At 42.6% G+C, this 26456-nt stretch carries 25 protein-coding genes and 2 tRNA genes; 14 read left to right on the top strand and 13 right to left on the bottom strand.

What is annotated here, in order from left to right; genetic code table 11:
• Positions 1-191: 191 nt before the first annotated feature.
• The 8 genes from WMO62_RS09345 to dnaA form a co-directional block, all read right to left on the bottom strand.
• A tRNA-Ser gene (locus WMO62_RS09345) sits at positions 192-279 on the bottom strand.
• Between the two features lie 34 nt (positions 280-313).
• Positions 314-1030: a 1-acylglycerol-3-phosphate O-acyltransferase gene (locus WMO62_RS09350; protein ID WP_147602461.1), complete on the bottom strand. Its 717-nt coding sequence runs from the start codon at positions 1028-1030 to the stop codon at positions 314-316.
• Positions 1002-3509: a DNA gyrase subunit A gene (gene gyrA / locus WMO62_RS09355; protein WP_349144540.1), complete on the bottom strand. Its 2508-nt coding sequence runs from the start codon at positions 3507-3509 to the stop codon at positions 1002-1004. Before gyrA ends, WMO62_RS09350 begins: the two co-directional genes overlap by 29 nt.
• A gap of 19 nt (positions 3510-3528) precedes the next feature.
• Positions 3529-5445: a DNA topoisomerase (ATP-hydrolyzing) subunit B gene (gene gyrB, locus WMO62_RS09360; protein WP_147602462.1), complete on the bottom strand. Its 1917-nt coding sequence runs from the start codon at positions 5443-5445 to the stop codon at positions 3529-3531.
• Positions 5442-6545, bottom strand: coding sequence for a DNA replication/repair protein RecF (gene recF, locus WMO62_RS09365; protein WP_118627571.1), 1104 nt, complete (start codon positions 6543-6545; stop codon positions 5442-5444). Before recF ends, gyrB begins: the two co-directional genes overlap by 4 nt.
• Positions 6546-6560: 15 nt before the next feature.
• A complete protein-coding gene (locus WMO62_RS09370; protein WP_117500050.1) occupies positions 6561-6770 on the bottom strand; it encodes an RNA-binding S4 domain-containing protein in 210 nt (69 codons plus the stop codon).
• Positions 6771-6782: 12 nt separating this feature from the next.
• Positions 6783-7895 carry a DNA polymerase III subunit beta gene (gene dnaN, locus WMO62_RS09375; protein WP_118438880.1) on the bottom strand — a complete coding sequence of 371 codons (1113 nt, stop codon included), beginning with the start codon at positions 7893-7895 and terminating at the stop codon, positions 6783-6785.
• Positions 7896-8201: 306 nt separating this feature from the next.
• On the bottom strand, positions 8202-9572 hold the full coding sequence (dnaA, locus tag WMO62_RS09380; RefSeq protein ID WP_349144541.1) for a chromosomal replication initiator protein DnaA: 1371 nt from the start codon (positions 9570-9572) through the stop codon (positions 8202-8204).
• A gap of 276 nt (positions 9573-9848) precedes the next feature.
• Between dnaA and rpmH the strand changes: the two genes are divergently transcribed.
• The 8 genes from rpmH to rsmG are packed head-to-tail and all read left to right on the top strand — an operon-like array spanning position 9849 to position 16655.
• Positions 9849-9983: a 50S ribosomal protein L34 gene (rpmH, locus tag WMO62_RS09385; protein WP_117500048.1), complete on the top strand. Its 135-nt coding sequence runs from the start codon at positions 9849-9851 to the stop codon at positions 9981-9983.
• 47 nt (positions 9984-10030) lie between these two features.
• Complete coding sequence (rnpA, locus tag WMO62_RS09390; RefSeq protein ID WP_117500047.1) at positions 10031-10366, top strand: ribonuclease P protein component; 336 nt, start codon at positions 10031-10033, stop codon at positions 10364-10366.
• Positions 10363-10572 carry a membrane protein insertion efficiency factor YidD gene (gene yidD / locus WMO62_RS09395; RefSeq protein WP_117500046.1) on the top strand — a complete coding sequence of 70 codons (210 nt, stop codon included), beginning with the start codon at positions 10363-10365 and terminating at the stop codon, positions 10570-10572. The genes rnpA and yidD overlap by 4 nt, the downstream gene beginning before the upstream one ends.
• A 16-nt stretch (positions 10573-10588) precedes the next feature.
• Positions 10589-11851, top strand: coding sequence for a YidC/Oxa1 family membrane protein insertase (locus WMO62_RS09400; RefSeq protein WP_349144508.1), 1263 nt, complete (start codon positions 10589-10591; stop codon positions 11849-11851).
• A 14-nt stretch (positions 11852-11865) separates the two neighbouring features.
• On the top strand, positions 11866-12594 hold the full coding sequence (gene jag / locus WMO62_RS09405; protein WP_117500044.1) for an RNA-binding cell elongation regulator Jag/EloR: 729 nt from the start codon (positions 11866-11868) through the stop codon (positions 12592-12594).
• 51 nt (positions 12595-12645) lie between these two features.
• Positions 12646-14025 carry a tRNA uridine-5-carboxymethylaminomethyl(34) synthesis GTPase MnmE gene (gene mnmE, locus WMO62_RS09410; RefSeq protein ID WP_349144509.1) on the top strand — a complete coding sequence of 460 codons (1380 nt, stop codon included), beginning with the start codon at positions 12646-12648 and terminating at the stop codon, positions 14023-14025.
• A gap of 11 nt (positions 14026-14036) precedes the next feature.
• Positions 14037-15929, top strand: coding sequence for a tRNA uridine-5-carboxymethylaminomethyl(34) synthesis enzyme MnmG (mnmG, locus tag WMO62_RS09415; protein ID WP_349144510.1), 1893 nt, complete (start codon positions 14037-14039; stop codon positions 15927-15929).
• A gap of 3 nt (positions 15930-15932) precedes the next feature.
• The gene (rsmG, locus tag WMO62_RS09420; RefSeq protein ID WP_349144511.1) at positions 15933-16655 is read left to right on the top strand and encodes a 16S rRNA (guanine(527)-N(7))-methyltransferase RsmG; all 723 of its coding nucleotides are present in this window, start codon (positions 15933-15935) and stop codon (positions 16653-16655) included.
• A 103-nt stretch (positions 16656-16758) separates the two neighbouring features.
• Here the strand turns inward: rsmG and WMO62_RS09425 are convergent, their stop codons facing one another.
• On the bottom strand, positions 16759-17715 hold the full coding sequence (locus tag WMO62_RS09425) for an alpha/beta hydrolase (protein ID WP_118438875.1): 957 nt from the start codon (positions 17713-17715) through the stop codon (positions 16759-16761).
• Positions 17716-18144: 429 nt separating this feature from the next.
• Here WMO62_RS09425 and WMO62_RS09430 point away from each other — a divergent pair, with 429 nt between their 5' ends.
• From WMO62_RS09430 to WMO62_RS09455, 6 genes are all read left to right on the top strand, one after another.
• Entirely contained in the window at positions 18145-18921 is a 777-nt protein-coding gene (locus tag WMO62_RS09430) for a ParA family protein (RefSeq protein ID WP_117500039.1), read from the top strand.
• Positions 18912-19817, top strand: coding sequence for a ParB/RepB/Spo0J family partition protein (locus WMO62_RS09435; RefSeq protein WP_349144512.1), 906 nt, complete (start codon positions 18912-18914; stop codon positions 19815-19817). Before WMO62_RS09430 ends, WMO62_RS09435 begins: the two co-directional genes overlap by 10 nt.
• A 24-nt stretch (positions 19818-19841) precedes the next feature.
• A complete protein-coding gene (locus tag WMO62_RS09440; RefSeq protein ID WP_349144513.1) occupies positions 19842-20375 on the top strand; it encodes a DUF4446 family protein in 534 nt (177 codons plus the stop codon).
• Between the two features lie 86 nt (positions 20376-20461).
• Positions 20462-21739, top strand: a complete 1278-nt coding sequence (serS, locus tag WMO62_RS09445) for a serine--tRNA ligase (protein WP_349144514.1) — start codon at positions 20462-20464, stop codon at positions 21737-21739.
• An 11-nt stretch (positions 21740-21750) separates the two neighbouring features.
• Positions 21751-22635, top strand: a complete 885-nt coding sequence (locus tag WMO62_RS09450; RefSeq protein ID WP_349144515.1) for a DUF3881 family protein — start codon at positions 21751-21753, stop codon at positions 22633-22635.
• A 327-nt stretch (positions 22636-22962) separates the two neighbouring features.
• Positions 22963-23039, top strand: a tRNA-Arg gene (locus WMO62_RS09455).
• Between the two features lie 186 nt (positions 23040-23225).
• Here WMO62_RS09455 and WMO62_RS09460 read toward each other — a convergent pair.
• The 4 genes from WMO62_RS09460 to WMO62_RS09475 form a co-directional block, all read right to left on the bottom strand.
• On the bottom strand, positions 23226-24620 hold the full coding sequence (locus WMO62_RS09460; RefSeq protein ID WP_329735483.1) for a site-specific integrase: 1395 nt from the start codon (positions 24618-24620) through the stop codon (positions 23226-23228).
• Positions 24621-24640: 20 nt separating this feature from the next.
• Positions 24641-24847, bottom strand: a complete 207-nt coding sequence (locus tag WMO62_RS09465; RefSeq protein WP_005541444.1) for a helix-turn-helix domain-containing protein — start codon at positions 24845-24847, stop codon at positions 24641-24643.
• A gap of 511 nt (positions 24848-25358) precedes the next feature.
• Positions 25359-25601 carry a helix-turn-helix domain-containing protein gene (locus tag WMO62_RS09470; protein ID WP_008817058.1) on the bottom strand — a complete coding sequence of 81 codons (243 nt, stop codon included), beginning with the start codon at positions 25599-25601 and terminating at the stop codon, positions 25359-25361.
• A complete protein-coding gene (locus tag WMO62_RS09475; RefSeq protein ID WP_217793008.1) occupies positions 25594-26142 on the bottom strand; it encodes a sigma-70 family RNA polymerase sigma factor in 549 nt (182 codons plus the stop codon). Before WMO62_RS09475 ends, WMO62_RS09470 begins: the two co-directional genes overlap by 8 nt.
• Positions 26143-26456: the final 314 nt, after the last annotated feature.

The raw sequence follows: 26456 nt of genomic DNA on the forward strand, positions 1-26456 counted from the left end.
AAAGCTGTTCGTTTAAAAATTTTCAAAAGAATTTTCGAAGATTTTCAAAGCACTATTTAATTATCAAGGTTCATGTTCTATCTCGTTGCCTCAGCAGCAACTCTGATATCTTAACACTTCTTTTTCTTTTTGTCAACAACTTTTTTTAACTTTTTCAAAAAGTTTTTTAAGTGGTTGTCCATGAAAAAGAACGGAGAAAGAGGGATTTGAACCCTCGCGCCGGTTGCCCGACCTACACCCTTAGCAGGGGCGCCTCTTCAGCCTCTTGAGTATTTCTCCAATTCGCTATTTCCGTAGCGCATTGACTATTATACTAACACTTTGTGTAATTGTCAATTGTTTTTTCAATTTTTTTACTAACAATTTCTGCGATCTCGTGAGTCTTCAACATCTTGTAGTCATCGTAGTATAAAGGTTCCAGATAATGTACCTGAACCGTTACCTTTTCGATAGACTTTGTATCAAATGCCTTATAAGAATCGATAATTGCAACCGGTACGATCGGACATTTTGCTTTTGTGGCACTCTTAAAGGAACCTCCCTTGAATTCACCGATCTCATTTCCATTTCTGGATCTGGTGCCTTCCGGGAAGATTAAGAAACTTTTTCCATTCTTCACATCTTCACTGACACTCTGGATCACCTTCATGGACTGACGGACATCCTCACGATCAATCGCATATGCTCCCATAATTTTAAATACTGTCCGCAGGAATCCGATCTTCATCAGTTCCTTTTTTACAACCACAGAAAAGAATATGGGAGATGTCTCTATCATTGCCAGCACATCATAAAGTCCCTGATGATTTGGAAAGAACATAAAACTGCCTTCTGATGGAATATTTTCTACTCCATAGGCTTTGATCTCTACATTTCCACCACGGTTGGCATATCCAACGATAGTTTTCAACAATGCCATTTTCTTTTCCACAGGGATACTGTTGGTATGACTTGCATACCAACAGAGTTTCAGATATAACCATGGAACAATGAATATGTTTCTACATACCATCAGAAGGATTCTCTTCATCTGATTCCACCTGCTCTTCCTGATCAGCGCGGACCTGTTCCCGCACTTTTGCAATATTAGCTACTTTAATACCATTCTCAGAATCCACATGCATCAATTTCACACCAGATGTGATTCTCTTCAATACAGAGATGCTTGCACAGTCTGTACGGATGACGATACCTTCATTGGTGATCATCATAATCTCATCATCTTCATTGACTGCCTTGGCACCTATGACTTTACCTGTCTTTTCTGTGATCTTATAGCATTTCAGACCTTTACCATTACGGTTCTGTGGATGGAACTCAGAGATCAGAGTTCTCTTTCCAAGACCATTTTCTGATACGATCAGAAGATATTCTCCCTGAATATCAAGCTGCATGGCAACCACTTCATCGCCTTCATCCAGCTTAATACCAATAACACCCATAGAGACTCTTCCTGTAATACGGATATCTTTTTCATCAAAACAGATACTCATACCATTCTCAGTCACCAGGATGATCTTACGCTCACCATCTGTTACTTTTACTTCGATCAGTTCATCATCGTCACGAAGTACAATTGCCTGCAGACCTGTCTTACGGATATTGTTATAATCAGACATTGGCGTCTTCTTGATCACACCATTCTTCGTAGCCATTACCAGATAAGCGTCATCATTCCACTCTTTGATCGGTATCACCGCACTGATCTTCTCGCCTGGCTGCAGATGTAAAAGGTTAATGATTGCAGTACCCCTTGCGGTTCTTCCTGCTTCCGGGATTTCGTATGCTTTCATACGGTATACCCTTCCAAAGCTGGTGAAGAACATCAGATAATTATGGGTCGTTGACATAAAGATTTCTTCAATGAAATCTTCATCCAATGTCTGCATACCCTTGATTCCTTTTCCACCTCTGTTCTGGCTGCGGAAATTATCCGGAGTCATTCTCTTAATATATCCCAGATGTGTCATGGTAATGACTGTATCGCTGACAGGGATCAGATCCTCCATGTTGATATCAAACTCATCATAGCCAATCTTGGTCCGACGATCATCCCCATATTTATCAGAGATCAGAGTGATCTCTTCTTTGATCACACCCAGCAATTTTTTCTCATCTGCCAGGATCTCTTTCAAATATTCAATACGAGACATCAATTCTGCATATTCTTTCTCGATCTTGTCACGTTCCAGACCTGTCAGTGCACGCAGACGCATGTCTACAATTGCCTGTGCCTGTACATCATCCAATGCAAACTCTTCGATCAGAGAAGCCTTTGCATCCTGCACATTGGCAGATCCGCGGATGATCTCGATGACACGGTCGATATTATCAAGAGCGATCAGCAAACCTTTTAAGATATGGGCACGCTCTTCTGCCTTGTTTAACTCATATTTGGTTCTTCTGGTAACTACATCTTCCTGATGTCTCAGATAATACTTTAACATATCAAGAAGATTCAGTACTCTTGGCTCATTATTTACCAGAGCCAGCATGATCACGCCAAAGGTATCCTGCAGCTGGGTATGTTTATACAGCTGATTCAGGATTACATTTGGATTCACATCTTTTCTGAGCTCAATATTGATACGCATTCCTTCACGGCTGGATTCATCCGCAATATGAGTAATGCCATCAATTCTTTTATCTTTTGCCAGCTCCGCGATCTTCTCGATCAGACGGGCTTTATTTACCATAAACGGAAGCTCTGTAACAACAATACGATTCTTACCGTTTGCCATGGATTCGATATTGGTCACAGAACGCACGCGGATCTTGCCCCGGCCGGTTCTGTATGCTTCATTGATACCGGAAGTACCAAGAATCTCCGCACCTGTCGGGAAATCCGGTCCTTTTACAATATCAAGGATCTCATCGATCGAGGTATCTCTGTCCTCTTCTACCCGGTTATCAATGATCTTCACAACAGCACCAATAACCTCACGAAGATTGTGAGGCGGAATGTTGGTTGCCATACCAACTGCAATACCAGACGTTCCGTTTACCAGAAGGTTTGGAAATCTGGACGGCAATACAGACGGTTCTTTCTCCGTCTCATCAAAGTTCGGTACAAAATCAACGGTATCTTTATTGATATCTGCAAGCATCTCCATGGAAATCTTGCTCAGACGTGCCTCTGTATAACGCATGGCCGCCGCGCCGTCTCCATCCACAGAACCAAAGTTTCCATGACCGTCTACCAGAGGATATCTGGTGGACCAGTCCTGTGCCATATTAACAAGTGCTCCATAGATAGAGCTGTCTCCATGAGGATGATATTTACCCATGGTATCGCCGACGATACGTGCACATTTTCTGTGTGGCTTGTCAGGTCCGTTGTTCAGCTCGATCATAGAATACAGCACTCGACGCTGTACTGGCTTAAGTCCATCTCTTACATCTGGAAGAGCACGGGCCGCAATAACGCTCATGGCATAATCGATATAGGAGGTCTCCATGGTCTCCTTTAAGTCTACTTCATGAATCTTATCAAAAATATTATCTTCCATCATTTACTCCCCATATCCGTTAAATATCCAGATTCTTCACATATTTTGCGTTCGCTTCGATGAACTCCTTACGCGGTTCTACCTTATCGCCCATCAATGTGGTGAATGTCAGGTCGATCTCTGAAGATTCTTCTTCGTTCATGGTTACTTTCAGAAGAATTCGTTTTTCCGGATCCATAGTGGTCTCCCACAACTGCTCCGCATCCATCTCTCCAAGACCTTTATAACGCTGGATCTTATTATTCTGATCACGGCCGATCTCGGTAAGGATGTTATTCAATTCTTCGTCACTGTATGCATACCATACTTTTTTATTTTTCTCTACTTTGTACAGAGGTGGCTGCGCCAGGTATACATATCCCTGTTTGATCAGTTCCGGCATAAAACGATACAGGAACGTCAACAGTAATGTACTGATATGGGCACCATCCACATCGGCATCGGTCATGATAATGATCTTGTGATACCGAAGTTTACTGATATCAAAATCTTCATGAATACCAGTACCAAATGCAGTGATCATAGATTTGATCTCTTCATTTCCGTAAATACGATCCAGTCTTGCTTTTTCTACATTGAGAATCTTACCACGAAGTGGAAGGATTGCCTGCGTTATACGGTTACGCGCCGTCTTTGCAGAACCGCCTGCAGAATCTCCCTCTACGATGTAGATCTCACATTTTGACGGATCTTTGTCTGAACAGTCTGCCAGTTTTCCGGGCAGTGCAAATCCATCCAGAGCAGATTTTCTTCTGGTCAGTTCTCTTGCTTTTCTTGCTGCTTCTCTTGCACGCTGTGCCAGAATGGATTTTTCAAGAATCAGCTTAGCTACCTGTGGATTCTGCTCCAGGTAAACTGTCAGACGTTCACTGACCACTCCATCTACTGCAGCTCTTGCTTCTGTGTTTCCAAGACTGTGTTTTGTCTGACCACCGAACTGTGGCTCACTGATCTTGACACTGATGATAGCAGTCAATCCCTCACGGATATCATCACCGGACAGATTGTTCTCACTGTCTTTGAGCAGTTTATTCTTTCTTGCATAATCATTAAATGTCTTAGTAATTGCATTTTTAAAGCCGGCCAGATGGGTACCGCCTTCATGGGTATTGATGTTATTTACAAAACTATAACAATTCTCAGAATAAGAATCATTATGCTGGAATGCAACCTCCACCTGCACACCATCTCTTATCCCTTCACAATAAATAATATCGTCATACAGTGGAGTGGTGCTCTTATTCAGATACTGAACAAATTCCTGAATACCGCCCTCATAATGATAGATTTTGGAACGCACCGGATCCTCACGCTCATCTGTCAGCGTGATCTTCAATCCCTTTGTCAAAAATGCCATCTCGCGCAGTCTGGTCTGCAGAGTCTTGAAATCATACTCTGTCACTTCAAACATGGTCTTATCAGGCAGGAAGCTTACAGATGTACCAGTCTTGCTTGGCAGACAGGTTCCAACTACTTCCAGCGGATAGCACACTTTTCCTCTCTCATATCTCTGACGATAGATCTTACCTTCACTGTAAATTGTAACTTCCAGCCAGTCAGACAGTGCATTTACAACAGATGCTCCAACGCCATGAAGTCCTCCGGATACTTTGTATCCTCCACCGCCGAATTTTCCTCCCGCATGAAGAACAGTAAATACCACCTCAACTGCAGGTTTTCCAGCTTTATGGTTGATGCCTGTCGGAATTCCACGTCCATCATCTTCCACAGTGATAGAATTATCCTTGTGGATCGTGACCTGGATATGAGTGCAATATCCAGCCAGTGCCTCATCAATGGAATTATCTACGATCTCATACACCAGATGGTGCAGTCCCCGGAAGGAAGTATCATCAATATACATACCAGGTCTTTTTCTGACCGCCTCAAGTCCTTCCAATATCTGAATCTGATCTGCTCCGTATTCTGTACTCATCTATCTGCCTCCTGTTTATTTTCCACAGTTACACTTCCATCAGTTACTTTGTAGATCCGGTTAATGGAGAATCTGTGATTAACAAATTCGTCCAGACCGGTACATGTGATCAATGTCTGTATATTTTCAATGCTGTTCAATAAATAGTTTTGCCGTCCACTGTCAAGTTCAGACAATACATCATCCAGCAAAAGGACCGGAGTATCCCCGATCAGCCTCTTTACCAGCTCTATTTCTGAAAGTTTCAGTGATAATGCAGCTGTTCGCTGCTGCCCCTGGGAACCAAATTTACGGATATCCACGCCATTTACCACAAAAGAAATATCATCTCTGTGAGGTCCCGTGGCCGTGGTTTTGAGACGCATATCCCGCTCTCTGTTTGCAAAAAGCATCTGGGCAAATGCATCTACCGTCACGTTTGGCTCATATTTCAGCTCCATCTCTTCCTGTCCGCCGGACAACTGACTATGGATCCGATGAACGATTTCCCCCAGTTCTTCTGCAAATGTCTGTCTTCTTTGTATCAGCGCAGACCCATACTGAACCAGCTGCATGTCCAACACATCCAGCACTTCCCGATAATCCGGGTGGAGATATAGTTCTTTTAATAGCTTATTTCTCTGCAATACCACTTTGTTATAATTAGACAACTGATAAAGATAGACTTTATCAAGTTGACATAATTCTGAATCTAAAAAATGCCGCCGCTCCGCCGGGCCATTTTTTATAATGCTAAGATCCTCCGGAGAAAAAAACACAAAATGAATCAATCCGAACAGTTCACTCGCTTTTCGGATCGGTACACCATCAATGGCAATGCCTTTTGTTTTATTTTTCCGCAAATGCATATCGATTTTATGAAGAATCCCTTTTTTTTCAAACACAGTACAAATGTGGGCTTCTTCTTCAGAAAAACAGATCAGTTCTCTGTCTTTTGAACTTCTATGTGAACGACTGGTGCCGCTCACATAGACTGCTTCCAGAATATTGGTCTTTCCCTGTGCGTTATCGCCATAAAAAATATTCGTATCCGGATCAAAATCCAGACTCAGTGTTCTGTAATTTCTGTAATTTTGAAGACTTATGGATTTTATGACCATAACTGCATGCAACCATTACTTTACGATTCTGATGGTCTCGCCTTCATAGGTAATCACATCACCATCATAAAGTTTCTTTCCTCTCTGATATTCCGTCTCGCCATTCACTTTGACACGTCCATCCTGGATCACAAACTTTGCATCCACGCCAGAACCTACAGAACCGGCAGCTTTCAGTGCCTGGCCAAGTTTAATATAATCTTCTCTCAATTTAATCTCTGACATATCTGTCTCCTTCTAGTTTACTGCAGTATTAAAGTTTACAGGCAGGATCAGATATACATATTTCTGCTCATCATCTTTAATGTAGCAGGGTGCTTTTGGATTCACCATATAAATAGTCACATTTTCATCATCAATGACACGAAGTGCATCGATCAGGAACTTTGGATTGAATCCGATCATAATGTCTTTTCCTGTTTTTTCAATATCAATATCTTCCTGCATAGAACCTAATTGAGACTGGATATTGATCTCCATGTTGTCATCACTGATTCTTAAAATGATCGGCTTTTTATCTCCTTCTTTTACCAGAAGAGTTGCACGGTCGATACAGCTTAGAAGTTCTTTTTTATTGATAATAAATTTAGTTTCATAATCGCTGGAAAGCATCTGATTAATTTTGAAATACTCCCCTTCGATCAGTCTGGATACAACCGTTGTTGCATCAAACTCGAACACAATATGATTTCCAGTAAAGAAGATGCGTACTTCATCTTCCGTCTCACCGGATAAGATCTTGCTGATTTCCTGCAATGATTTACCTGGAACGATTACTTTGTGATCCGGGTAATCTTCTTTTAACTGTACATTACGGATAGAAATACGGTGTCCATCCAGAGATACCACTTTCAGCTCATTATTATGAACTTCAAAAAGTTCACCGGTCATCAGCTTGTTGTTCTCATTATCTGCAATAGAAAAGATAGTCTGACGGATAAGCTCTTTCAGCGTAAACTGAGAAAGGGTCAGATAATCCGTTTTCTCAATGTAAGGCAGATAGGAGAAGTCCTCTCCTGATTTTCCAGAAATATGAAAATTTGCTTTCTCACAATTAATAGAAATCTGGAAGTTCTTATCGCTTTCGATGGTAACATCATTGTCCGGTAGTTTTCTGACGATCTCAGAAAATACTTTTGCATCAATGGCAACAATTCCTTTTTCTGCAATTGTACCTTCTACTTTTGTCTCAATACCAAGTTCCATATCGTTAGCAGTAAATTTAATCTCATTAGTAGAAGCATCGATCAGAATGCATTCCAGAATCGACATTGTTGTTTTAGAAGGAACTGCCTTGGATACAATATTAACTCCCTTCAGCAGATTTGCTTTTGAACAGGTCAATTTCATGTGTATAACTCCTTTCGTGGTTGTGTCCGTTTATTTTAGGGTGTAAATCAGTCTTATTAGTAATAGGGGCTGTGGATTTGTGCATAAGTCCAAAAAGCCCTATGGATAAAGCAAAAAATAAAAATGAAACCATGTGGAAATATCCCCTGAGGCATGTTTAAAAACGGATTGTTTTCAACATCCTCGAAAATGTTATAAACTTTTCCACATATTATCTACATGATATTCACATTAAAATGTTTATAATGGATATGAGTTTTTTCCTATTATATAGAAAACACGAAATCAACATATCCACACAGGTGTTTATGAGCTCAGTTTTTTGCGTATAATATCAATGTTGTTCTTTAAGCTTCCATCGTTTGCCTGAAGCTGTTTACGAACTTTACCATCTCCGTTGATGATCGTAGAGTGGTCACGGTTACCAAGCAGAATACCGATTGCTTTATATGGAGTATCTGTGATCTCACGGCAAAGGTACATCACGACCTGACGAGGTGTGACGATCTCAGCATTACGTTTACCACCAATGATATCGCTGACAGAGATGCCATAATGTTCAGCAACCACGTCAAGAATGACCTGAGGAGTCACTTCACGTTTCTGGTTCGGAGAGATAATATCTTTTAATACCTCTTCTGCCATGGAAATATTGATTTCCCTTTTTTCCAGATTGGACAGAGCAACCAGCTTGTTAAGGGCGCCTTCCAGCTCACGGATATTGGATTTGATATTTGTTGCAATATAACGGATGACTTCATCATCAATATTGTAGCCGTCCAGCTCCTCTTTTTTACGAAGGATCGCCATTCTGGTCTCGTAATCAGGGGAGGAAATATCAGCAATGAGACCCCATTCAAATCTGGACTGGAGTCTGGCTTCCAGTGTTTCCATATCTTTTGGCGGACGGTCACTGGAGATGATGATCTGTTTATTTGCACTGTGCAGTGCATTAAATGTGTGGAAGAATTCTTCCTGGGTACTTTCTTTTCCGATAATGAACTGAACGTCGTCAATCAGCAGGACATCAATATTCCGGTATTTTTCACGGAAAGCAGTCATACTGTTGTTATTTCCGTTACGAATGGAATCAATCAGTTCATTGGTAAATACTTCAGATGTCACATAGAGGACTTTCTTCGTAGGGTCCTGCTGAAGAATATAGTGGGCAACGGAATGCATCAGATGGGTCTTACCCAGTCCAACACCTCCATATAAGAACAGCGGATTATATTCTTTACCCGGAGATTCCGCAACTGCCAGTGCTGCGGCATGGGCAAACCGGTTGTTGCTGCCGATGACAAAGGTGTCAAAGGTATATCTGGGATTCAGATTGGTCTTCTGTTCTTCAGCAACCTTAGGAGCGGGAGCTGCCGCTGCCTTTTTCGGTGTTTCCGGTTCTAATGGTTTTTCTTTGAGGGCCTCATCTTCTGTGATGATCCTGATCTCGTATTCCTCGCCCATGGCTTCTGCTACAGCTACATAGAGAAAGGTCTTATATTTATTTTCCACATACGTGGCTGCCTGTTCAAATGGTGCTGTGATCTTCAGTATATTGCCTTCTATACGGAACACTTTCAGGGGAAGAAGCCATGTTTTGAAAGCCACGTTCGATAATTCGTTATCGTCGCGGATCGATTCCAGGATCTTATCCCATTTTTCTTTTAAGAGCTCCAATTGCGTATCCATAATACCTTATCTCCTGCATCTATATATATTTAGCTAATCTCTCAAACTAAATAATATAATAATCCGGGGAAAATATCAATAACAAAAAAGGCTGGAAAGAGACATATCCACCATTTATCCACATTTTATCCACATTACTGTGTATAACTTTTTTTGCCTTAAAAAATGCGAAAATAGCTTGACTTACAAGGATTCTATGAGTATACTTGAAATAGTGTTTTTTAACATATGGAAGATTGGGAAAAGTAAGGAGGTGCCCGCATTATGAAAATGACATTTCAGCCCAAGAAACGTTCCAGAGCGAAAGTTCATGGTTTCAGAGCTAGAATGAGTACTCCAGGCGGAAGAAAAGTTTTAGCAGCTAGAAGATTAAAAGGAAGAAAGCAGTTATCAGCGTAGGCCGCATATTTGTGGCCTTTTCTTCTAGGCTTTTATAAGGAGAACGGATGAAATTTTCAGAGTCGCTGAAACGAAATTCTGATTTCCAGAGGGTGTACAGAGAAGGAAAGTCCTATGCAAACCGCTATCTTGTTCTGTATGTGCTTCAAAATCAGACAGAGCGCAATCGACTGGGAATATCAGTCAGCAAAAAGGTAGGCAACAGTGTTGTCCGACACAGAATGGCCCGGCTGATCCGGGAAAGCTACAGACTACAGGAAGACATGTTCAATAGTGGTTTGGACATGGTAGTCGTCACAAGAAAGAATGCAGTGAATTGTTCCTGTCAGGAGATCACCAGTGCGCTGCTTCACTTGGGAAAACTTCAAGGTATATTAAAATGAAAACGATATTAATCTATCTGATTCGATTTTATCAAAAATATTTATCACCGTTAAAAAGCACAAAATGCCCTTATTATCCAACCTGCTCACAGTACGGTCTGGAGGCAGTCCAGAAGTACGGAGCAGTCAGGGGCGGTTTATTGGCACTATGGCGGATCTTAAGATGTAATCCATTTTCCAGGGGAGGTTATGATCCGGTACCATAATTGAAGGAGGACTATTTTGACAGGTATTTTATTAACACAGAACGGTACGCCAATTATTGGGGATGTTGCGAAGCTCATGGGATGGATCATGAACGCATTATTTAATTTTCTGGATGGCGTATTTGGTATACAGAATATTGGTCTGTGTATCATCTTATTTACGATTATTATTTATCTTCTGATGCTGCCGCTTACCATCAAGCAGCAGAAATTCTCTAAATTCTCTGCAAAGATGAATCCGGAGCTGACTGCAATCAGAAAGAAGTATGAAAATAAAAAAGATGAAGCTTCTATGATGGCAATGAATGAGGAGACAAAAGCTGTTTATGCAAAATACGGCGTATCTCCGACGGGAAGCTGTGTACAGCTTTTGATTCAGATGCCGATCCTGCTTGCACTGTATCAGGTAATCATGAGAGTGCCGGCATATGTAAGTGGTGTAAAAGAAGTATTTACAGAGCTTTCCTCTCAGATCCTTGCAGCTGGCGGTTCTGATTTTATGCAGGAACTGGCAAAGAACGGCGCAATGAATGCATATGTTGGGAAAGATTTTGCTCAGCAGAATACGATCATTGATGTATTGTATCGTCTGCAGGAGACAGGAAAAGCAACCTGGCAGATGCTGGCTGATCATTTTCCTGAGATGGATAGTCTGATCGATACTACACATGCATCCATCAATCATATGAATGATTTTATTCTGATCAATATTTCGAACTCACCGATGAATATGATCAAGGCTGGTATTTCCACTGGTGCATTTCTGATGGTACTTGGAGCAATTCTTGTACCGGTGCTTGCTGCTTTGACTCAGTGGCTCAACTTTAAGATGATGCCGCAGCAGTCTGCAGGTGATTCTAATATGGATAATACTATGAAGTCCATGAACATGATGATGCCGCTCATGTCTGCATGGTTCTGTCTCACTCTTCCTGCTGGTATGGGTCTGTACTGGATCATGGGTGCTGTTGTAAGAGGTATTCAGCAGTGGGCTATCAATAAACATCTGGATAAGCTTGATATTGACGCGATCATGAAAGCCAACATGGAAAAGAATATCCGTCTGAGAGAGAAGAATGGTCTTCCGCCTCAGAAAGTAAATGATATTGCTAAGACCAATGTGAAAGCAATTGACAAGACAAAAAAACATATGACAGAAGAAGAACGTAAAGAGGCAATGGAAGCGTCTACCAATTATTATAAGAACGCAGATAAGCCAGGAAGTCTTGCTTCTAAAGCAGCTATGGTTGCTAAATATAACGAAAAGTCAAAAAAATAGGGGGATAAATCGGTATGGAGTACAGAGAGTTTACTGGAAAAACAGTTGAAGATGCCGTTATGGAAGCAGCAATTAAGCTTGAGACTACTTCTGATAAGCTTGATTATGAGATCCTTGAAAAAGGAAGCAGCGGATTCCTTGGAATCGGAAGCAAACCAGCAAAGATCAAAGCTCGCAAGCTGATGGAAACGGTTGATCGTGTGGAAGAGTTTCTGGCAGACGTATTCGCAGCAATGCAGATCGATGCAAAGATCGAGATTACTGAGAATAAAGAAGAAAATACCATGAACGTTGATCTGTCCGGTGAAGACATGGGTGTGCTGATCGGTAAGAGAGGACAGACACTGGATTCTCTTCAGTATCTTGCAAGCCTGGTTGCAAACAAGGGTGAAGAAGAATATGTTCGTGTAAAAGTGGATACTGAGAACTATCGTCAGAGAAGAAAAGATACTCTTGAGAACCTGGCAAAGAATATTGCTTCCAAAGTAAGAAGAACCGGAAGAGCAGTTGTTCTTGAGCCGATGAATCCTTACGAGAGAAGAGTGATCCACTCTGCATTACAGGCAGATCGCTATGTGGAGACTCACAGCGAAGGAGAAGAGCCGTTCCGTAAAGTGGTAGTTACCTTGAAAGACGGAGTAAAGGTTCGTGATAATCATAATAACAACCGTCGTCGATATGGCAACAGCCGTGGCGGTTCAAGAAACAGTCACTTTGAGAAAAGAACCGGAGGACGCGAATAAGCGTCCTCTTTCTTTTTCTGGAAACCAGCGGTAAAACAGAGGAGTTTTTCTATGTTATATAATGATACAATTGCTGCAATCGCTACCGGTATGACAAGTTCCGGCATTGGTATCATCAGAATCAGCGGTTCTGATGCATTTGCTGTAGCGGAGAAAATATTCAGACCTCATAAAAAAGATAAAAGACTTTCTGAACAGGAGACTTATACCATTCACTATGGAACGATTATGGATGGGAAAGAAACATTGGATGAGGTAATTGTGCTTTTGATGAAAGGACCCCATAGTTATACGGCAGAAGATACGGTGGAAATCGACTGTCATGGTGGTGTCTTTGTTATGAAAAAGATCCTGGAACTGGTCCTTAGAAATGGTGCGAGAGTTGCGGAGCCGGGAGAATTTACAAAACGGGCATTTTTAAATGGCAGAATTGATCTGTCCCAGGCAGAAGCAGTCATGGATGTGATCGAATCAAAAAATGCATATGCATTGAAGAGTTCAGTAAGTCAGTTAAGTGGTTCTGTCATGAGAAAGATCAAGGAAATAAGGGAAAAAGTCCTCTATGAGATTGCATTTATTGAATCTGCCCTGGATGATCCGGAGCATATAAGCCTGGATGGTTATCCAGAAGAGCTTGGTAAAAAGGTGGATAACTTATCTGATGAAGTTCGGAAGCTGTTGATAAATGCGGAAGATGGAAGAGTACTGCGGGAAGGAATTAAGACGGTTATCATTGGAAAGCCAAATGCCGGTAAATCTTCTCTTTTGAATGTTCTGGCCGGAGATGAGCGTGCAATCGTAACAGATATTGCTGGAACAACCAGAGATACTTTGGAAGAACAGATTCAGATCCGTGGATTAAGTCTTTGTATGGTGGATACAGCGGGCATTCGTCAGACAGAAGATGTGGTGGAAAAAATCGGTGTGGATCGAGCAAGAAAAGCAGCGGATCAGGCAGATTTAATTCTATATGTAGTTGACAGTTCCACGAATCTGGATGAAAATGATGATGAAATTATTTCCTTCCTGAAAGATCAGAATGTGGTCGTGTTATTGAACAAGACAGATCTGTCTATGGTGACTACGCCGGAAATGGTGAAAGAGAGACTGCATAAGCCGGTAGTCTGCATCTCTGCAAGAATGGAAACAGGAATTGATGAGCTTGCAGATCTGTTGGAATCCATGTTTTTATCAGGAAAAGTATCATTTAATGAGGAAGTATATCTGACCAATGCCCGTCAGAAACGCGCGATGGAAGAGGCGGGCGAAAGTCTGAAAAAAGTACAGGAGAGCATTTCCCTTGGAATGCCGGAAGATTTTTATTCCATTGATCTGATGGATGCATATGAATCATTGGGAAGTATTATCGGAGAATCCGTAGGGGAAGATCTGGTCAATGAGATCTTCAGCAAATTCTGTATGGGTAAATAAGGGAGAATCATATGCCAGTTGTAGAAGAATATGTGGATGCCGTAGTAGTAGGCGCCGGTCATGCAGGCTGCGAAGCAGCACTTGCCTGTGCAAGACTGGGTCTTGAGACGGCTATTTTTACAGTCAGTGTTGACAGTATTGCTTTGATGCCTTGTAATCCGAATATTGGAGGAAGTTCCAAGGGTCATCTGGTCCGGGAACTGGATGCCTTGGGTGGAGAGATGGGAAAAGTCATTGATAAGACCTTTATTCAGTCTAAAATGTTGAATGTTTCCAAAGGTCCTGCAGTTCATTCCCTTCGTGCACAGGCTGATAAGGCACAGTATAGCAGAACCATGCGTCAGGTTCTGGAAAATACAGATCATTTGCAGATTGTACAGGCAGAAGTGTGTGAAATTCTGGTGGAAAATGAGCATGTAACAGGTGTGAAGCTGTATTCAGGTGCTATTTATCATGCAAAAGCAGTGATCTTATGTACAGGAACTTATTTGAAAGCTCGTTGTATCTACGGAGATGTGAGTACTTATACAGGACCGAATGGACTTCAGGCAGCTAATCATCTGACTGATTCTTTGAAAAATCTTGGAATCGAAATGTTCCGTTTTAAGACCGGTACACCGGCCAGAATTGATAAACGTTCCATTGATTTTTCAAAGATGGAAGAGCAGACCGGAGATAAGAGAGTGGTTCCATTTTCCTTTACAACCGATCCTGAGTCTGTACAGATTGATCAGGTCTCCTGCTGGTTGACATATACCAATGAGAAAACGCATGAAATTATCCGTAATAATCTGGAGAGATCACCGTTGTATTCCGGAAATATTAAAGGAACTGGTCCGAGATATTGTCCGTCGATTGAGGATAAGGTAGTTAGATTTGCAGATAAAAATCGTCATCAGGTATTTATTGAGCCAGAAGGACTTTTTACGAATGAGATGTATGTGGGCGGTATGTCCAGTTCTCTTCCAGAAGATGTACAGCATGATATGTATCATTCGGTTCCAGGACTGGAGCATGCTAAAATTGTGAAAAATGCATACGCAATCGAGTATGATTGCATCAATCCAAGACAGTTGTATCCGACACTGGAGTTTAAAGCAATCAAAGGATTGTTCAGTGGTGGACAGTTTAATGGAAGCTCCGGGTATGAAGAAGCAGCAAGTCAGGGTCTTGTGGCAGGAATCAATGCTGCATTGGAAGTACTTGGCCGTGAGCAGATCGTGATCGATCGTTCTCAGGGATATATTGGTGTATTGATCGATGATCTGGTAACAAAAGATAATCATGAACCATATCGTATGATGACTTCAAGATCTGAATATCGGTTACTTCTTCGGCAGGATAATGCAGATCAGCGTCTGACACCTGTTGGATATCAGGTTGGATTGATCTCCAAAGAGCGTTATCAGAAATTACAGACGAAGGTCCGTCTGATTGATGAAGAAAAACAGCGTCTGGAAGAGACCATGGTAGGTGCATCTCCGAAAATCCAGGCATTTCTGGAATCGCATGAGAGTTCTACATTAAAAACAGCTGCTTCTCTGGCTGAAATTCTTCGCAGACCAGAGATGAAATACGAATATCTGAAAGAAATTGATGAGGAATACCCGGATCTTCCATATGAAGTGACCGAGCAGGTTGAAATTGATATTAAATATGACGGATACATCAAACGTCAGTTAAAACAGGTGGAACAGTTTAAGAAACTGGAAGAAAAACGGATTCCGGACGATATTGATTATGATCAGATCAATAGTCTTAGAATTGAAGCTGTACAGAAACTTAAATTATGTAAACCAATATCAATTGGACAGGCTTCCCGCATTTCTGGCGTATCTCCTGCAGATATCTCTGTATTGCTTGTATATCTGGAACAGAGAAGAATGCAGAATCATGGAGAATAAAGTATGGAACAGAAATTACAGTATATTGTTGATAAAATCAGTGAACTGAATATTCAGATCAACGAAAAGCAGGCAGAGCAGTTCTTTCGTTACTATGAATTACTTGTGGAATGGAATGGATTTATGAATCTGACTGGTATCACTGACTTTGAAGAAGTGGTTTGTAAACATTTTGTGGATAGTCTGTCGATTATATCCACAAAAGATATGTCAACTGTGGATAACCTGATCGATATTGGAACTGGAGCTGGATTTCCCGGACTTCCGCTGAAGATTGCGTTCCCGAATGTGAAAGTAACACTTCTGGATTCCCTAAATAAGAGAATTCAGTTTCTGAATCATGTGATTGAGGAGACGGGACTTACAGATATAGAGACCATTCATGGAAGAGCAGAAGATTTTGCAAAGCCGGGACAGAAGAGAGAACAATATGATCTGTGTGTATCCCGTGCGGTAGCTAATCTGGCTTCGCTGTCGGAATATTGTCTTCCCTATGTAAAGATTGGCGGAGAATTTATCTCCTACAAGTCAGGTGAAATCGAAGAAGAATTGTCAGATGCGAAGGGAGCGGTCTTTTTACTGGGTGGAAGGCTGGAAGAATGCAGTACATTCACTCTTCCAGGAACTGATATACACCGTTCACTGGTAAAAATTGTGAAAGTAAATGGTTGTCCGAAAAAATATCCCAGAAAATCTGGGTTACCGACCAAATCTCCGCTTCATTAGTTGAATATGCATTGTCGAAAGAATCTATTGCATGAATATGGTATGATTCTTTGGAAGAATAAGATGCCGGACTTTGAGAAGTCCGGCATCTTTGAATTTATCTTTACATGTAGATTTTCAGATAATCAAGAACCTTTTCAGGAGCTTCCAATTGTGGAAGCTCTTTTACATAGTCCAGATATTCCACTTCAACTGCAGGATTGTGGTACTGGTATTCTTTCATATTTTTTCTTATATTTGGAAGCTCTTCACTTGCCAGAATATGTACATTATTGTTGATCTCTTTCAAAGCACGAACAATATTTACATTGGTATAGCGTCCTTTTAAGCTGGTGTAGAGATTCTTTGCATTCATGCCGCCAATGTGAGCAGCTTCGTAGTAACAATCTACCAGTGCTTCTGGAATATTTTCCTTGTCATAGAATCCATCTTCTTCAAAATAATTGTAGATTTTCTTCTTTCTGCACATCATATGGTAGATAAATGTACCGATGATTTTTAGTTTCAGTATAAAAACAGCTGTTTTTGTTCTCTTAGAAGGTGCTTTTCGAAAATTACGGATGCTGTCGGGGTTGATCAGTATTAAATCTCCATATAAATCTGGCTCATTGCTGCATGCCTCCAGAACAAAAGCAGCAGATTTTCCAGTTACAACGATATTTGTCTTCTTTTTGATCACGTCACGAACAAAATCACTGACTAACTGAGTATACATGAAGCTTGTACAGATCATATCCGGGCGATCAGATAGTCCGCAACCTAATAAATCAATAGTATAGACTGTATGATTCAGGGAAAGCTCTGGAATGATCTGAGACCATTCGATAGAGGAGCTGTCTTCTTTTAAATTGTGGATCAAAAGAACAGGTTTTCCTTCCCCGGTTACGCTATAGCTGATATCTCCAAATCTCCAGTTGAATATTTCTTTATTTCTTGTATTTAACAGATCTTTAGATGTTGCTATTTTTCCAATTACCTTATTGATTGCAAAGAGTGATACGAGAGTTGCGCTTGCAAGACCAGTTGCAGTCAATGCAATGGTTAATTTTTTATTTTTCATGGTAAAACCTCGATTGTTTTAGTTTGATATTTTTATAGATGATACCATACGGATTGTTTCGTACTTCGTACTCCCACAATCCTGCCCAATATTCGCATATCGAGGCGCTTGCGCTCCTCTTTTATGCTCATATTTGGGCGGGGCATAAAGTTTAAGAACCTCTCATGTGCAAGTACATCGTGGTTTTTAACTTTTGCCCCTGGTATCATATATTTTACCCCACTTTTGACTTTGGGGCAACCTTTTTCCATGTTTCACGTGAAACATGTGTGTGGTTCTGAATATTCAGAACCACATTCTCAAAATCGCATATTTATAAAACATGTGCATGGTTCTGAATATTTACAAAAAATATGTTTCACGTGAAACATGTATGTGTTATACTTAGAAAGACATCGTAGAAAATGAACGGCCACAAAGGAGAATAACATGGGAAGAGTCATATCAATCGCCAATCAGAAAGGCGGAGTGGGAAAGACAACCACAGCTATCAATCTTTCCGCTTGTTTATCAGAAATTGGGCAGAAAGTGCTGACCATAGACATAGATCCTCAAGGAAATACCACTAGTGGATTGGGAGTCGATAAACATGCAGTAGAAAATAATGTATATGCCCTTCTGTTAGGTGAAAATACCATCGAAGAGTGTATTATAGAAACTGAAATTGAAAATCAGTCCTTGATTTCATCTGATGTGAACCTGGCAGGGGCGGAGATTGAACTGATCGGTATCGATGAAAAGGAATATATCCTGAAAAAGGCTATCAGCAAAATCAAAGATAACTATGATTTTATAATCATTGATTGTCCGCCTTCTTTAAATATGCTGACGGTCAACGCCTTAACCGCATCGGATACGGTATTGGTGCCAATTCAGTGTGAATATTATGCTTTGGAAGGCCTGAGTCAGTTGATTCATACTATTGAACTGGTACAGGACCGCCTGAATCCGGATCTGAATATAGAAGGTGTAGTATTTACCATGTATGATGCCAGAACTAATCTGTCATTACAGGTGGTAGAAAACGTAAAGGGATATTTGCACCAAAATATCTATAAAACGATCATCCCAAGAAATGTACGCCTTGCTGAGGCTCCAAGCCATGGTCTGCCGATCAATCTCTATGATTCTAAATCTGCAGGTGCAGAAGCTTATCGGGAATTAGCACAGGAAGTACTTCATAAAGGAGAAGAAGAATGGCAGTAAAGAGAGGCGGACTTGGAAAAGGACTTGACAGTCTCATCCCAGATACCGGTAAAGTGGCAGAAAAAGAGAAAAAAGTAAAAGTTGTAGAAAAAGTAGTTGAAAAGGTAGTAGAGAAGCCAACAGAGATCAAATTAAAGATCAATGAGGTGGAACCAAATCGTAATCAGCCACGACAGAAGTTTGACGAGGAAGCATTACAGGAACTGGCAGAGTCCATACGTCAGTTTGGTGTTCTGCAGCCACTGATCGTTCAGAAGAGAAAAGATTATTATGAAATTATTGCAGGAGAGCGTCGTTGGAGAGCTGCAAAGCTGGCTGGTTTAAAAGAAGTACCGGTTGTGATCCGTGATATGAGTGAACAGGAGATTATGGAAATCTCTTTGATCGAAAATATCCAGCGTGAGAATCTGAATCCTATTGAGGAGGCTGCTGCATATAAGAAACTTCTGGAAGAATTTGGTTTGAAGCAGGAAGAAGTGGCAGAACGAGTGGCAAAAAGCCGTACTGCAGTAACGAACTCCATGCGACTCTTGAAACTGGATGAACGAGTACAGCAGATGGTCATTGATGGTATGCTGACTACTGGACATGCCAGAGCATTGCTTGCTATTGAAGATCCAGAAGTACAGTTTCAGACTGCAGTTCGCGTCTACAATGAGAAAATGAGTGTTCGTGATGTTGAGAAACTTGTGAAAAATCAGGACAGAAAAACACCGGAGAAAAAACAGGAAGATCCTCAGCAGCAGGCAGTTTTTCATGATCTGGAGGAACGAATGAAACTGGCTTTAGGAACCAAAGTATCCATTAATCGTAAAGATCAGAAGAAGGGAAAGATTGAAATCGAGTACTATTCCATGGAGGATCTGGAGCGCCTGATGGATATCTTGATGAAATAAAAAGAAAAGAGGAAAAAACAAACGATGAACAGTCCAATTTTATCATATTTATCATCTTACGGTATTGATCCGGCTTACATTATGATTGGTCTTCTGGTATTGATCCTTATTTTATTTATTTTATATATAAGAACCTTATGTAGAATGAAAAAATTTTACCGGGCATATGATCGATTTATGAGAGGCAAAGACATGGAATCCATGGAGGATACCATGCTCAAACAGTTTGACCGACTGGAGGCTTTAGAAGCATCTGATGAGAAAAAGGAGAAACAGATCAGTGAGATTTTTGAAAATCTTCAGATCGTTTATCAGAAAACAGGTCTGGTGAAATACGATGCGTTCCGTGAGATGAGTGGAAAGCTCAGTTATGCACTGGCGCTTCTGGATAAAAATAGCAATGGATTTATGGTAAATTCCATGTACAGCAGAGAAGGATGTTATTCTTATGTAAAAGAAATTATCAAGGGTGAGTCCTATATCACGCTGTCTGAAGAAGAACAGGAAGCTCTGAAGATGGCAATTGAGAGCAACGGAGACATAGTTTCTGATAAATAAGCCTGATTTTTCAACACTTTCCCTTGAAAAATCAAAAACTCTATACTATTATAATAGGAAGTATCAGCAAAACACAGGAGGATGACATGTTAGATCTTAAATTTGTCCGTGAGAACCCGGACGTTGTAAAGCAGAATATCAAGAATAAATTCCAGGATGATAAATTACCGTTGGTAGACGAAGTAATTGAACTGGATGCACAGAGAAGAGCAACTCAACAGGAAGCAGATGCACTTCGCGCTGAGAAAAATAAAATTTCTAAACAGATCGGTGCGCTGATGGCACAGGGTAAAAAAGATGAGGCAGAGAACGTTAAGAAAAAAGTAGCTGAAGACGCTGTCCGTCTGGAAGAGCTTTCTGTAAAAGAAAAAGAGCTGGATGAGAAAGTAACCAAGATCATGATGGTAATTCCGAATATCATTGATCCGAGTGTTCCGATTGGTAAAAATGATACGGAAAATGTAGAAGTGACCAAATACGGTGAGCCGGTTGTTCCAGATTTCGAGATCCCGTATCACACAGAGATCATGGAGCGTTTTAATGGAATCGATCTTGACAGCGCACGTAGAGTGGCTGGAAATGGTTTCTACTATCTGATGGGTGATATTGCAAGACTTCACTCTGCAGTTATCTCTTATGCAAGAGATTTCATGATCAATCGTGGATTTACCTACTGTGTACCGCCATTCATGATCAGAAGTAACGTTGTTACCGGCGTTATGAGTTTTGCTGAGATGGATGCCATGATGTATAAGATCGAGGGCGAGGATCTGTATCTGATCGGAACCAGTGAGCATTCCATGATCGGTAAATTCATTGACCAGATTATTCCGGAAGAGGAGCTTCCGTATACCCTGACCAGCTATTCTCCGTGTTTCCGTAAGGAGAAAGGTGCTCATGGTATTGAAGAGCGTGGTGTATACCGTATCCATCAGTTCGAAAAACAGGAAATGATCGTTGTATGTAAACCGGAAGAAAGCAAGATGTGGTTCGATAAACTGTGGCAGAACACCGTAGATCTGTTCCGTTCCATGGATATCCCGGTTCGTACTCTGGAGTGCTGCTCCGGCGATCTGGCAGACTTGAAGGTAAAATCCTTCGACGTAGAAGCATGGTCTCCGCGTCAGAAGAAATACTTCGAGGTTGGCAGCTGCTCTAATCTGGGAGATGCTCAGGCCAGAAGACTGAAGATTCGTGTAGACGGTAAAGATGGCAAATATTTTGCTCATACATTAAATAATACAGTGGTTGCTCCGCCTCGTATGCTGATCGCATTTTTGGAGAATAACCTTCAGGCAGACGGCAGTATCCGTATTCCGGAAGTACTGCGTCCGTACATGGGTGGAATGACCGAGATCAAATAGGAGGTATCCATTTGCATCGGTATTTAAGAGCAGTTGGTTTCAGCAACATTCAGAAGCGGGAGGAAGTGGAGGCTTTAGCCCGCTTCGCCTGTGAGTGTTATCAGACAGAAGAGACTGCAGTCAATGCAGAGGGAGAAGATTATTCCGAACGCCGCAAGGAATTTGCAGAACACATGGGGCTGCTGGTCCGCGGTACCTATGATGATAATGATAAATACTGGATGGACTACTGCATTCCTTATTTTACAGGGAATGTTGAACGGCTCTATGAAGACCTGGAGATCGAGAGACATGCAGAAAAAGAGTCTTATTCAGGACTTTGTGATGATATCAATCTGGGAGCGTCGCTGATCTTCTATCTGCAGAATGTGACAGAGTATTTTAATAAGAAGCGATACGGCCGTTCTGAAAAGAACGTGGCCAGAGTTGCCTTATCAGGTTTGTCTGTGGAAGGAAAAATATTATTTCCCGTCTACCAGAAAATGCCTGTTATGTCAGAGATCAAGGCAAGCCAGGAACGCAAAAAAATGCTTCAGGCAGCCAGAGATGGTGATGAAGATGCCATTGAAAATCTGACACTGGAAGACATGGATACGTATACCATGATTTCCAAACGAATTGAAAATGAAGACATTTTGTCAATTGTCATGAGTCATTTTATGCCTTGTGGAGTAGAATGTGATCAGTACAATGTCATGGGTGATATCTTGAATGTAGAACTTCGAGAAAATAACCAGACAAAGGAAAAGATCTATGTTATGACCATCGAAGCAAATGGAATTATTCTGGATGTCTGCATCAATCAGCAGGATCTGGTGGGAGAACCGGCTGTGGGTCGGCGCTTCCGCGGAATAATTTGGCTTCAGGGACTTGTGCATTTTGAAGAAAAATGGTAAGATTAAACATGGCTTCCGATGGAAGCCATGTTTTTCCGTATGAAAAAGGCCATCTATAAATGATGGCAGCCGGAGCCAGAAGGGCAAAAAAGCCTGGAAATACGGCATTTGTCTCCTTAGTTAAATGGATATAACGGGGTCCTCCTAAGGTTGCGTTACAACGGTCACCTCAAAAAAACTAAATAAGGGATTGCAGTTCGACTTTGGTCGGGCTGATAATCATATATCAGACACGTCCATATAGCTCAGCTGGATAGAGCACACGCCTCCTAAGCGGCAGATTGTTCGATTCCTTCGAGCCTTGAAAATTGCATAAAACTTATAAATGTCTCAGTAGCTCAGTTGGATAGAGCACACGCCTCCTAAGCGTGGGGTCGGAGGTTCAAATCCTCTCTGGGACGCCAGAAAGCACCGCTGCAAGCCTTTTTTCAGGGTTTGCAGCGTTTTTTTGTTCCTCCTTCTCCCGGTAATTTTGCTTCTGTTACCGAGAGATTTTTATACGCCGCATGATGTATATTTGCTAATTAGACTCGAACGCTTTTCAGAAATTTGCTAAGAAAATTCTACGTTTTGCTAATTCGATTTTCGGATCACTTTGCCGGGGCTTGCGCCGCTATCAGGGCTGCGAGCGCACTTGCAAGCTCCGGCGACTTCTGAAGCTGCTCCACAAGGCTTTCAAGGTCCAGGGTCGCAGGCTCCGATTTTGCCGGTTCCTCCGGCGGACGGACATTGCGGAGATCAGGCTTGGCATAGAAGGCTGTCTCAAATTTTTGAGCATTGACCTTTCTATCCTCGTCCAGAATGTGAGCATAGATACCGGTTATCATGTCAATCTCGGCATGGCCTGTATCGCCCTGGGTGGCTTTCAGATCGCCGTGGTTCAGTTTCAGCTTGTAGGTGGTGCTGGAATGACGGAGAGAATGAAAGACCACCTTCGGCAGTCCTGCGTCCTCACGGAGCTTTGCAAATTCTTTGAGGATGATCCGATCCTCACAGGGCCGTCCATTGGGAAGTGCCACCACCAGATCGAAGTCCTGATACTCGTCTCCAAGGAAGCCTTTCAGCTCGTCCTGGGACTTCTTCCATTCCCGCAGAATGTAAGCCAGTGTTTTTGGCAGCCACACCTTACGGATACTGGAATCGGTTTTCGGCTTTTTCAGAACAATTCTTGTGCTGGTGTTCGGCATGAGCGGAGTGAAGATGTAATAGATATCCTTCTCACCCAGCGTTTCAATCGCCCGTTTGGAAGCCCGTGTCAGCTCCTTGTCGATGTAGACATAGGCATTATCCGCCGCAATATCTTCATCGGAAATATGGACGTTCTCCCAGGTCAACCCCAGGATTTCACCCATACGCAGAGAGCAGGCAAAGGAAAGGTTCATTGCTACATAGAGCTTGCTGTCCGTGCATTTGTCCAGGGCAAGACGGATCATATCCGCTGTCCAGATATCCCGTTTCGCATACTCCGTTTTCGGGAGGATCACATTGTCAAAGGGATTTCTTGCAATGATTTCCCATCGTACCGCCTGCTTAAACGCACACCGCAGGAGCTTGATGATTTTTTCAATGGTCTTGTCGCTGACATAGGTGGTAACGGCCTTTCGGGTCTTGGTAGACACCGACTTGGTTTTCTGTAAGGTTTGGATATAACCGTCAACCGCACGGGGAGTAACCGCCTGTACCTCCATATCACCGATGATCGGATTGATATAGTTCGCAATCAGCGCCGTTTGGCTGTCATACATAGACACGCCCCATTTCTTTTCTCCGTAAAGAGATACGAAGTCATAAAGGAACTCGGTAATCGTCTGATTGCTTGGCGGTAGAAAAGTTCCCGTGTGCTGCTGATTTTCGATTTCCGCCTTGCGCTTTAAGGCCTCTTTGTGGGTATGCCAGGTTTCCCACTTCTGTTTGGTTTCTCCGTTTTCGTCCACATAGTTGTAAACAACGGAATAGTTTTTCTTTCGCTTGATTATAGATGCCATATCGTTCTTCCTTTCTTGGATCACAGGTCGAGAGAGTCAAGCCACTCGTCAAATGACCGCTTGGAAATGCGTATGGCGTTACCAATTCGCACGATTTTGAAGTGCCCTTCTTTTACAAGGATATATGCGGAAGTTCTTCCGATGCCCAGAATTTGAGCAATATCGTCAACCGTATACGTCCTTCTTTCAGGGGTTTCTTTCTTCGTGCCGTTCCATGTTTGAGACATGAGAACCCCCTTTCAGTTATGAAAAGGAACAGCACGAATATGTGTGGGTAATATAACTTCCACCATCATTTTACCGTGCTGCTCCGTGTTTGTCTGCTGCTAATTGAAAAGTTTACGATCTATCCATAAACTTTCAAAAAAGAAAAGTAGGCTTACGGACGGCTGCTGGCACAGCTCCACGGGAGTCTAACCCCGGCCCATGCTGATGGGTGCGGCGCACAATGCTTTGTGGGCGTTCAATGCGCGAGTATCTTTGACCCTGCCCGTGCGTCGTCGCCCGCAAGCAGCCACGCTTGCTTTGCGGTCTGGTGCTGTTCGCTCGCCCGTTACAGTGGTCCCGTCCTGCGGACTTGAAACGAGGTCATGGCGCACCGGCCGTATGGCTCGGCACAAACAGGAATGTATCCATTTGCCTTATACTGCGGCGTTGGCCTCCCAACGGGCTTTCTTTGTCAAGGTGCTATAACGGTACGCCGCGTGGAAAGGGGAACACGCAGCACCCGGCCCTGGATCAGCTCAGGTCAAAATCCAGAATGGAAATAATCAGCTTTGCTTCCAGCCGACCGCGCAGATCTTCGTCCACCTGGGGACGGGGATAGCCGTCAGGGCCATAGCTCGTCCGTGTAGACAGCGCGGCAATGTAGCCGGAGTAATGCCGGACTACCCGGTTCACCGCTTCGGGGTCGCCTCCGACAGCGGCGGCGATCACCGGGTAAGGGATCAGCGATGCCCGCGTGCACGCAGATTTAGTCATCCGCTTCACCTCCCATCAGCTCTGTCAGCAGCCGATAGGCTTTATGCCTGCGGGTATTGACCGTCCGGCGGGGCATGTTTATGTACCTGGCGATCTGTGCGTCGGTCATCCGCAGGAACCAGTGCATCATAAAGATTTCCCGGTCCTCCTGGGACAGCCCCAGAAGCGCCTCGGCCAGCCCGTCGTCCTCGATCAGAATCACGACCCCTCCCACAGGGAAGGTCGTGTATTCCCACGGGTAGCGGTCATATACCGCAAGCTGGGCCATTTCTGCCTCGGACAGTTCTTCCAAAGATGTGAAACGCTTCTGGTGCCGGCTGATCTGGCGATAGCCGTTGCACGCCTCGCATTTCAGCACCTTCTTGCAGTAGCTGTCAAAGGCGTACTGCTTGTGCTCGTAGTGGCGGTCAGGTTTCAAGTTCTCACCTCCCTTCGTGCCGGGAGGCAGTTCTTTTCTTCCCCTTTCGCTCACTACTCGTTCACGAGTGGTCTGGTTTGGCTGGTTTTCGGGATCTATCTGAAAAAATTTTTTGCCGCTCATAATTGGCTCCTTTCGTTTCGTTCGGGTTGACAGGCCGGAACGAAACGGGGCGGGGAGCGGCAGCCCACGCCCAGGCGCTCAAAGAAACGGGTTTTGTGAGATATGAGCCACAGTATATAAAAAGCGAGCCACAACTCACTTTCATGAGCATGGCTCGCTGCTGCGTTATTGGAATATTTTTCGTAGTGGCATGGGCGTCCGCCGTACAAACGGTAAACCCCGCCTTATTTTGACCTCCTTTGTGTTGGCGCTCTCATCCATATCCCCCTTTACTCTGAAATATGAGTTATAACTCACTTTGCGTGAGCTGTATG

Origin of the sequence: Hominiventricola aquisgranensis, assembly GCF_040096225.1 — a bacterium.
Classification (GTDB): domain Bacteria; phylum Bacillota; class Clostridia; order Lachnospirales; family Lachnospiraceae; genus Hominiventricola; species Hominiventricola aquisgranensis.

What these genes read in the sequence shown, in the direction of transcription:
- recF (WP_118627571.1), bottom strand. Translation starts at nt 6,545, where the DNA reads ATGGTCATAAAATCCATAAGTCTTCAAAATTACAGAAATTACAGAACA.
- mnmG (WP_349144510.1), top strand. Translation starts at nt 14,037, where the DNA reads ATGCCAGTTGTAGAAGAATATGTGGATGCCGTAGTAGTAGGCGCCGGT.
- WMO62_RS09470 (WP_008817058.1), bottom strand. Translation starts at nt 25,601, where the DNA reads ATGACTAAATCTGCGTGCACGCGGGCATCGCTGATCCCTTACCCGGTG.
- WMO62_RS09350 (WP_147602461.1), bottom strand. Translation starts at nt 1,030, where the DNA reads ATGAAGAGAATCCTTCTGATGGTATGTAGAAACATATTCATTGTTCCA.
- WMO62_RS09440 (WP_349144513.1), top strand. Translation starts at nt 19,842, where the DNA reads ATGAACAGTCCAATTTTATCATATTTATCATCTTACGGTATTGATCCG.
- rpmH (WP_117500048.1), top strand. Translation starts at nt 9,849, where the DNA reads ATGAAAATGACATTTCAGCCCAAGAAACGTTCCAGAGCGAAAGTTCAT.
- WMO62_RS09370 (WP_117500050.1), bottom strand. Translation starts at nt 6,770, where the DNA reads ATGTCAGAGATTAAATTGAGAGAAGATTATATTAAACTTGGCCAGGCA.
- WMO62_RS09475 (WP_217793008.1), bottom strand. Translation starts at nt 26,142, where the DNA reads ATGAGCGGCAAAAAATTTTTTCAGATAGATCCCGAAAACCAGCCAAAC.
- gyrB (WP_147602462.1), bottom strand. Translation starts at nt 5,445, where the DNA reads ATGAGTACAGAATACGGAGCAGATCAGATTCAGATATTGGAAGGACTT.
- WMO62_RS09460 (WP_329735483.1), bottom strand. Translation starts at nt 24,620, where the DNA reads ATGGCATCTATAATCAAGCGAAAGAAAAACTATTCCGTTGTTTACAAC.
- WMO62_RS09425 (WP_118438875.1), bottom strand. Translation starts at nt 17,715, where the DNA reads ATGAAAAATAAAAAATTAACCATTGCATTGACTGCAACTGGTCTTGCA.
- gyrA (WP_349144540.1), bottom strand. Translation starts at nt 3,509, where the DNA reads ATGGAAGATAATATTTTTGATAAGATTCATGAAGTAGACTTAAAGGAG.
- WMO62_RS09435 (WP_349144512.1), top strand. Translation starts at nt 18,912, where the DNA reads ATGGCAGTAAAGAGAGGCGGACTTGGAAAAGGACTTGACAGTCTCATC.
- rsmG (WP_349144511.1), top strand. Translation starts at nt 15,933, where the DNA reads ATGGAACAGAAATTACAGTATATTGTTGATAAAATCAGTGAACTGAAT.
- jag (WP_117500044.1), top strand. Translation starts at nt 11,866, where the DNA reads ATGGAGTACAGAGAGTTTACTGGAAAAACAGTTGAAGATGCCGTTATG.
- mnmE (WP_349144509.1), top strand. Translation starts at nt 12,646, where the DNA reads ATGTTATATAATGATACAATTGCTGCAATCGCTACCGGTATGACAAGT.
- WMO62_RS09430 (WP_117500039.1), top strand. Translation starts at nt 18,145, where the DNA reads ATGGGAAGAGTCATATCAATCGCCAATCAGAAAGGCGGAGTGGGAAAG.
- rnpA (WP_117500047.1), top strand. Translation starts at nt 10,031, where the DNA reads ATGAAATTTTCAGAGTCGCTGAAACGAAATTCTGATTTCCAGAGGGTG.
- WMO62_RS09465 (WP_005541444.1), bottom strand. Translation starts at nt 24,847, where the DNA reads ATGTCTCAAACATGGAACGGCACGAAGAAAGAAACCCCTGAAAGAAGG.
- yidD (WP_117500046.1), top strand. Translation starts at nt 10,363, where the DNA reads ATGAAAACGATATTAATCTATCTGATTCGATTTTATCAAAAATATTTA.
- dnaN (WP_118438880.1), bottom strand. Translation starts at nt 7,895, where the DNA reads ATGAAATTGACCTGTTCAAAAGCAAATCTGCTGAAGGGAGTTAATATT.
- serS (WP_349144514.1), top strand. Translation starts at nt 20,462, where the DNA reads ATGTTAGATCTTAAATTTGTCCGTGAGAACCCGGACGTTGTAAAGCAG.